At 51.9% G+C, this 7,793-nt stretch carries 8 protein-coding genes; 6 read left to right on the plus strand and 2 right to left on the minus strand.

What is annotated here, in order from left to right; all coding sequences use genetic code 11:
• The coding region (locus tag J4G02_20300; GenBank protein MCE2396868.1) for a hypothetical protein at positions 1 to 190 on the minus strand (190 nt) is incomplete at its 3' end.
• A gap of 507 nt (positions 191 to 697) precedes the next feature.
• Positions 698 to 1,192 carry a hypothetical protein gene (locus J4G02_20305; GenBank protein ID MCE2396869.1) on the minus strand — a complete coding sequence of 165 codons (495 nt, stop codon included), beginning with the start codon at positions 1,190 to 1,192 and terminating at the stop codon, positions 698 to 700.
• A gap of 164 nt (positions 1,193 to 1,356) precedes the next feature.
• On the opposite strand from J4G02_20305, the gene J4G02_20310 reads away from it, so the two are divergent.
• The 6 genes from J4G02_20310 to J4G02_20335 all read left to right on the plus strand — a co-directional run bounded on the left by J4G02_20310 (position 1,357) and on the right by J4G02_20335 (position 7,701).
• Entirely contained in the window at positions 1,357 to 2,979 is a 1,623-nt protein-coding gene (locus J4G02_20310) for a hypothetical protein (GenBank protein ID MCE2396870.1), read from the plus strand.
• 340 nt (positions 2,980 to 3,319) lie between these two features.
• A complete protein-coding gene (locus J4G02_20315) occupies positions 3,320 to 3,850 on the plus strand; it encodes a hypothetical protein (protein ID MCE2396871.1) in 531 nt (176 codons plus the stop codon).
• A 110-nt stretch (positions 3,851 to 3,960) separates the two neighbouring features.
• Positions 3,961 to 5,172: a hypothetical protein gene (locus J4G02_20320; protein ID MCE2396872.1), complete on the plus strand. Its 1,212-nt coding sequence runs from the start codon at positions 3,961 to 3,963 to the stop codon at positions 5,170 to 5,172.
• 89 nt (positions 5,173 to 5,261) lie between these two features.
• The gene (locus J4G02_20325) at positions 5,262 to 6,056 is read left to right on the plus strand and encodes a hypothetical protein (protein MCE2396873.1); all 795 of its coding nucleotides are present in this window, start codon (positions 5,262 to 5,264) and stop codon (positions 6,054 to 6,056) included.
• A gap of 19 nt (positions 6,057 to 6,075) precedes the next feature.
• Positions 6,076 to 7,161, plus strand: a complete 1,086-nt coding sequence (locus J4G02_20330; protein ID MCE2396874.1) for a hypothetical protein — start codon at positions 6,076 to 6,078, stop codon at positions 7,159 to 7,161.
• Between the two features lie 189 nt (positions 7,162 to 7,350).
• The gene (locus J4G02_20335; protein MCE2396875.1) at positions 7,351 to 7,701 is read left to right on the plus strand and encodes a hypothetical protein; all 351 of its coding nucleotides are present in this window, start codon (positions 7,351 to 7,353) and stop codon (positions 7,699 to 7,701) included.
• The last annotated feature ends 92 nt before the right edge of the window (positions 7,702 to 7,793 follow it).

The raw sequence follows: 7,793 nt of genomic DNA on the forward strand, positions 1-7,793 counted from the left end.
ATCTATTCGGTGACTTCTGAAGCCTATATTTTCCGTCTCCGGTTTCCAACTGCTGGAGCAATTCCCTTAATTCAGTGTTACGTTTTCCATCGGCTTCTAGGGGATAAAGTGTAAGAAGCCCGAATGCTAAGGTCAATTTCACGATGAGCAATCGAGAAATTATGTGCTTGTTTCTTACCCGTAATAACATTTCAGCACCTCCTAGTAGGCTGAACAAAAATAAGATGAGCTCTTGATAAATCTGGTTTTGGAAACTGATAACAGAAGATTGAACTTTCGGACGTTTTATAGTTGGCTTAGGGGCGAGGTTTCGCGCGAAGCGTTATCGCGAACAGGTGGTGATTCCTCAACAATCTCTGTATCGATGCCGCCTCCCAACATCAGAATCCAGGACCAATAACAGGGTTTTTATAATACACCCGCTTATGTCCTATATTGTTCCATCGTATTTCTATTTTTAGTGAATTATACAAATAAATAGACACTTTCGCTCCCCGTGTATGGTAGGCGCTGTTTCCAACTGCGCCGATGCGGTGCGGTGAGAAACCGCACCTACCGGCCCTGAGGGCAATGCGGTTCGGTTTGGGGTGTTTCATTAATTCTAAGATCCACTATAATCGAGAAAGGGGAGTAATTTCCGTCTGCTGGGCGGGGCGAGTCAATGCGGCAAGGAATGAATGAACTAACTTACTTAGGGCTATGGTATTGTCCAGAACCAGATCTCCAGTTCAAGAACGTTACCTGTTTTATCTCCAGCGAGCAGATCGATAAGGTACTCCTTACGGCGTTCAAGAAAGGGACCGTCAACCGGCGGTGCTAACGTGATGGAGAAGCCGATGTCGTTGCCGGGGCGTATCGCGGTAGTGATCCAACCCAGCGGCTCTCCATCGAGTGAAAGGTCAACCACAAACTGATGCAAATCTTCATTGAAGTTGAAGAAAATGCCTTCCTTATTTAACCGGGCAGAATTAAAGGAAACCCTTTCATGGCTGGGATATACGTTGCTCTTAATAATACGTGGTGGATCTGAATCGCCATGGTTATCCTTCGTAGTGGGTCCGATTTCGTGAACAACGAATACTCTCGTGTCAGATGCGGGGTCGTCGCCAACAAGCGGGGGCTCATCGGCAACCTCTGTATCAGTGTCGCACCCAAGCATCAAGATAGCCAATACCAATATCAAGCGTTTCATGTCGCACCTCCGATACAAAATTATCGCATAAAGTTTCTGCTTAATCAAGCGAAAATGATCAAGGTGGTAGGCACGCTCTGTGTACCTTAACCCTTTACGCATCACGTTTCACGCTCAAATGAACCAATGAAATGAACTAACCAAAAAGGACTGACTGACAAAAAATGGCAGGAAAAATACACCCACTCCTTGAACTCCGGGACGCAGCCTATGAAGCTGCAGCACCCGCACACGAGCGGATGAAAAATGAAATCTCCTTGTATCGGAACGAAGACTACACCGGCGAATCGTGGATTAAGCGATTCAAGCGATCCGTCACACGCTCCATCAGCCCACAGATCAACACCGCTATCAACCGGCTCATCCCTGTCTTCACTGAGCAGATGGCGCACATCAATGTCGAACCTATCCGCAGCGACGCAAGCGAACTGGAACGTTTGGCGACCGACGAACTCCAAGAACACCTCGACAGTTTAGAGGCGGTCGATTCCGAGACGGAGGAGCTACGCACGCTGATTCTGCACAACCAAGCGATGGGGAATGCTATCTCAAAAATGGTCTACGATCCCGATACCGAAATGGTCCGTGCGGTCGCGATTAACCCGTTACGGTTCGCGCCATCGCCGTATGTCACTCGCTCAGACTTCAGGAGCGGCGGCTACGTCGTACATACGACATATCACAACTACATGACTATTTCTAAAAAATATCCGGACGTACCCATTCCGAACAAATCGTATAATGACAGAGCGTTGATGGGCGGAAATATCCGCGTGGACGAGGTCTACATGACCGGCGAGATTGCACGGGCGATTGGGATTCCGCGGTCGAAAGATTCAACGGTGGTGATCGCGACCATTGTGGACGACGAACCGTATCGAGCGAGCCACGACGATTTCTGGTATCCCGACTTCCCCTTTGCACACTGGCGCAACTTCCTTGATGTGAGCAGTAACGGCAAGCCGAGCGATTTCTGGGGCTACGGCTACGCCACGCTCTTGGAACCGCAGCAGAAGGTGTTAGACGAATTTCTCGCCAACTACATGTGGATCACCCGCAACCTCGCCACAGGACGAATGATGGCGCGGGAGGGGGTGCTGGATCAGGAACAGCTCTCCAACTCCAGCGGCGATATTATTAATGTGCGAAACCTCCAGACAGGCGAGCCGATCGGGAATGCTGTCCAGTTTCTGCAGAATCCGGAAGCACCCATATCCCTGTTGAACATGATTCAGATGGTGAACCAGTTCATCAACGAGCAGGTGCCATCGCTCTCGCCGGTATTCGCAGGCCAGTCGCCGGGTGCCTCCACGAGCGGGCGGGCGATTAGCAATCTCCAGACAGCGGTGTTCAATCAACTGTCCGACAACATCAGGGATATGAACGCCTTCCGTGAACGGCGCGCGCGGATTCGGCTCAACTTTATTCAACAATTCGCGAAACGATCGGCGAAGCCGAACCGGTGGCGGATGGGCTATGATCTACCAGAGCTATCGGAGGAGGCACGTTACCAACCATTCATGGTTTCGACGCCGGACACCTCATCATTGCCGCAGACGCCGCTCGGCAAGTTGCAGGTAATCTCAATGCTGATGGGTATGGGAATACGGATTAAGCCAGAGCGACTGATGGAGATGGTCGGGCTGAAGTCGAGCTACGGCTTGTCCGAAGCAGATCTGGTTCAGGCGATAACCCCGCCGCCGGGGCTGTCGTTGGGCAACCCCCAATCCCCGATCGACGAGGCATCCATCGCAGGCTTAGAAACCGTACCACCCGTTGAACGATGAGAAAACGGTAACAGCATCGTAGGTTGGGTAGAGCGCAGCGAAACCCAACAATATCCTCACGCATCACGTTTCACACGTCATGGGTAAAGATTTCCGAATCTGTACTCAAGGCGCGTATAAAAAAACGTCGTGAATCAACCCTAACAGAGCGGTATTCACGGCTTCATAATTGATTCACCCAGATCAACCCCGAAGGGGCGGTATCTGCTGTTAATTCATCAGTTCATTTAACGAACCGATGAACCAACACAACTGCCCGATTCGGGGTTTTTTATTGATCTCACCAAAAGTAGTAGGCACACGCCGTGTGCCGTAACCCTATACAAAAAGGAGAAAAATTATGGCAGATGAAATGACCGCCACCCCTGATCTCGGAACAGACGACGATCAAGCAACAGGTGGCGAGACACAACAAGCCGCAGATACATCGGCTGAGACTGAGACCGAAGCCAACGCAGAGCAACAGTCGCTCGGTTTTATGCAATTCGCACAGAAGTTTGTGGACAACGATCCAAGAATTCAGGCACTTCGAGGCGCACCAGAACCCACAGCAGAGCAGCAGGCAGACTTACGCTTGACTGCAATGGAGATTCAGCAGAACATTCGATACGCACAGGACGATTTCAAACGGCTGAACCCCGATGCGTCGGAGGTGCAGACCGAGGAGTATGTCGCCGCGGTATTTGAGCGCGACATTGTAACGGCGGACCGCATCCAGAAGGAAGTTCAGCGGAAACGCCAAGAGAAGGAACAGGCAGAAGCCAACGATAAGAAAAGATCGGTGGCACTGAACGGCGGTGCAAAGGAGGACCGTTTCGCTGGGCAGAACACGATGACAGGCATCCGAAGAATGCTCTTCGGCAATCAATAGAGAAAACGAGAAGGCGAGAAAACGAGAGAACGAGAGAATGAATACCTTTTCTGGTTTTCCCGTGTTCCGGTTTTCCCGTTTTCATTTCTTTTTTAATTGGAGGTTAAACAATGAGTATCTGGGGACGAGTGAACAACGCGGTTGATGCGTATGTGATGCCGGAAGTGATGGCAGACGGCTTGGTCAGCGAGTCGAGGACCGCGTTAATCCTTAAAGCGCGGGCGGAGAACGTAACAGGTCCCGCGGGAAACGATATTGAACTTACGTGGCAGACCGAGATCGCACGTGGGCGTTCCTATCGAGGGGCGCCGGAGAAAGGGCAAGTGGTTGACACCGGCGAGCCGGTATCGAGCCGCGCGCTCTGGAGCGGTTTCGAGGCAGATATTGTCATCCAAGGCGATGAGATCGTCAAGTCAACGGGGATGACAACCAAGCAAATCATGGAGAAGGAAGTTGCCGATATGTCCGGCGGCGAGCGCGATATGATGCGTGTCTACGACATTCACAAGGAAGCGGTCATGGGGGCAGCACAACGCACCAAAACGCAGATCTCCAAAGCACTCTGGGAGAACTACCTGTTCGATGACCGTCCCGAATACGCGCCGGAAGGGTTGCCGACGCTGTTCGATGAGAACGCGGACTGGCACGGTCTGGCACCCGCCGAGTTAGGCAACTGGCAGGATGGCAGAGCCCATAACCCGTGGGGTGGTTCAGGACCGCCTAACGATCTGACGGGCGATGCGAAGTATTATCGGCATATCCCACAGATCTTTGATCCGGGTGCGTCCACGACCATCAGCTACGACGTGCTGCACGAGTACAACGTGGCGATGTCCGCATCGATACCGGGCTACTGGATCTGTCCGCTGCACTACAAGCTGTTCACCACGCTGACACGGAAAGCGGAGGGCAGTGATAAACTTCCCATCTCCGTCGGCTACGGTATGTGGCGCAGGAGCGAAACGGTCTTGCTGTATGATCGGACATTCTACTTCGCCGACAACGAAGCACCGGAGGACGCGGCATGGCACATCCACATCGGTGATGTCGGCGGGACAAACTCCACACGGGGCGCAGGCTTGAAGATGATGCAGTGGGTGCCGCCCAATGCAGAGGAGGTCATGAGCCAGATGCCGCCGCCGGATCCGTTCACCGAGCCGGGCTATAACCTCGGTTACAACACGACGTTACCTGTCTGGACGGACGAATACGACCGGGCACAGGGTCAGACGGATACGATCTACTCGGAGATGCGCTATCTGTTCGCGTTCTGTGGCGGATACAGATGGAAAAACTTCGCCGTGCGTAATCTCAGCGCATAAAAGACATCCACGAATCCGCGCGAATCTTCGCTAATTAAAAAAAGATTTGTGTAGATTCGCGTAGATTCGCGGATAAAAAGGAGGAAAAAATGGATTTTTCGAGGTTTGACTACGGGGCTTTGCACGAAGATCAGCGGGCAAGGCTCGGCATCGGAATTACTGATATTAACGGTGAACGTTGGGGCTACGTCCGGATATGCGAGGCGATGAAATTCGGGCAGATAGTTCGTTCAAGCAAACACGACGACTTAGTCTCGACAAACCCCGGCGCAGTTTCTGCAGCCGCGCCAGTTGGTAGCGATAAGCTGACGACCAACAACGGCTTTCAACTTTCAAGTGTCACCCAAGACCTGCGAGGCGCAATCGGTTATATTTCGCAGGGAACTGGAGTCGGTCAGCAGTTCTACATCTTGGAGAACAACGACGACACGGCGAAGGTCTTTGTCCTGACGGACAGCCTCAACCGCAATAAAAACAGAGGGTGGGTAACCGCGCTGGATAACACCTCTAAGTTCCTACTGTTCTTCCCCGGCGAAGGACGCCAGGGCGATGGTGCAAGTGATCTGGTCGAAGGCGTTATCCAAACGGAGGCAACTTCAGAGGACATCGGCAAGTTCTGCTGGGTGAAGCGTTCTGGAATCACCGCTTGCTTGGCAGATTTCGACGGAACCGATATAAGCGCGGGCGGCATCGTTGTGCCGACAGCGGACGGCTTGGTTGCGGGACACAATACAAGTGCCCGTGGAATCGGTCAAGGGCTGGCAGCAACGGATCAATTGACTGCCAACGCATTGGCGTTGGTGTGTCTGAACATCCCTGACGGCCCCCTGAGCTATGCCTACGCTCGTGCTAGGAACGCTTTCAACGAGGCAACAATCAGATAGGAGGCATAAAACGTGAAACGTGAAACGTAATCAAAGCACCCCTTTACGTTTTGCGTTTTACGTTTTACATATTATGACAGCACGGGAAGTTATTGAAGAGGCGCAACTCTTAATTGGCGATCCGAATGTCGATTTCCACGATCGGGACCGAATGCTTTTCGCGCTGAATCGTGCGACAAACCGAATATCGACGCGGAGCCGATCTATCCATGAACAGTGGCATCACCCGGTCATTGCGGGGCAATACCAGTATGCCCTGCCACCGGGTTCCCTCTATATCCGCAAAGCAAAATATAAGAGCGGGACATGGTGCGACTTGGAGCGCGGATTTTTTAACGATGTGGAAGCACGCGCAGCATATCCTGGCGGGGGACCGCCACGCACGTTTTCGATGTGGCAGAACGCGAGGGCAGAAAAGTTTGTCAGCACGGTATACGATGTAGACAACGATGCGTCGCGGGTAGAACATCTTGTACGGCAGATAACGATTCCGTTGATTGCAGATGAGCGTTCAATTCGGATAGGCGATATCCTCATCAATCTGTCAGCAGGTCATGCCGAAGGCACGGTTACAAATCTGATGAGCGATGATCATCCTGATTTTCCTTCACCTGTTTTTAAGTTGGCGTATGGTGCACTCAGTGGAGGCACGAAGGACAGGTTTGATGTTGATGATGAAATCCGGATTGTTTCGCCGCACACCAGTGGGCATGCGATGATTGTCGCACCGGCACCTACCCGCAACGACGAAGCAGGCGAAGAGTCGATTGCAGTGTTCGTGGCGCGGCGGCATCGAGTAATCACACCGACAGACATCAACAACGACAACGATTCACTTGAACTGGACGATGAATTTAACGACACACTGATCTACGAAATACTGCATTGGGCACGCGTTCAAAGGATGGGGCTCGACACGACGGCACAGTTCTATCGGCAGCTCTCCAATGACGAATACCTCAAGGCGATTCCGTTGGTCGAGAATCGAATTAGCCAGAGCCTAAATTCATGGGAATCCCGCTTTAACGGGACTGGCAGCACCCGCAGAGATGTAGATGTCAAGGACACCACACAGAACGGCTTCAACAACACCACCATCGCATAGATTTTTTTAACGCAATGACGCAAGGAAGCAGAACATAGTAGGTACAGGTTTCCCAACCTGTACAGTTCTTGCAGTCTCCCGTAGGTTGGGTAGAGCGACAGCGAAACCCAACGATATCCTTACGCATTACATTTCACGCATCACGAAAGGAGGGAAGCCCCGATAAATCGGGGCTTCACGTTTCACACAATGATACAACGAAAATCCGGCGAATTTAATGCGACCGCAGTGGATCTGGTCTGGCAGCCAAAAGTCCAAGGCGCGGTACTACTTGTATTGGTTTCGCTCGATGAGGTGCCGACGATGGCTGGCAATGTAGAGGTCATCTACGACAGTGCGGACGGTGAGAATTTTGACATCGTTATTGAAAGCAGTGACCCGTCAGAACCGCCTGCTGCGACAGACCTGACATTCTTAGTGGGGAATCCGCTGCCGTTACTACGCGGTGATGCGGTGTGGGTCAAGTACACAAACCCTGACGATAAACGGGTCAACGTCACCATCATCGGGACGGACGATTATCTGATAGGAGGCAGCTAAAGAAAATAATACGTGACGATTGACCGCTCCCCGCTCTAAAGAACGGGGATTGTTTTGTTAGCAATTCCACATTCTCGTTCTTAGAGTTTAGC

It is taken from the genome of Candidatus Poribacteria bacterium, from assembly GCA_021295755.1.
GTDB lineage: Bacteria > Poribacteria > WGA-4E > WGA-4E > PCPOR2b > PCPOR2b.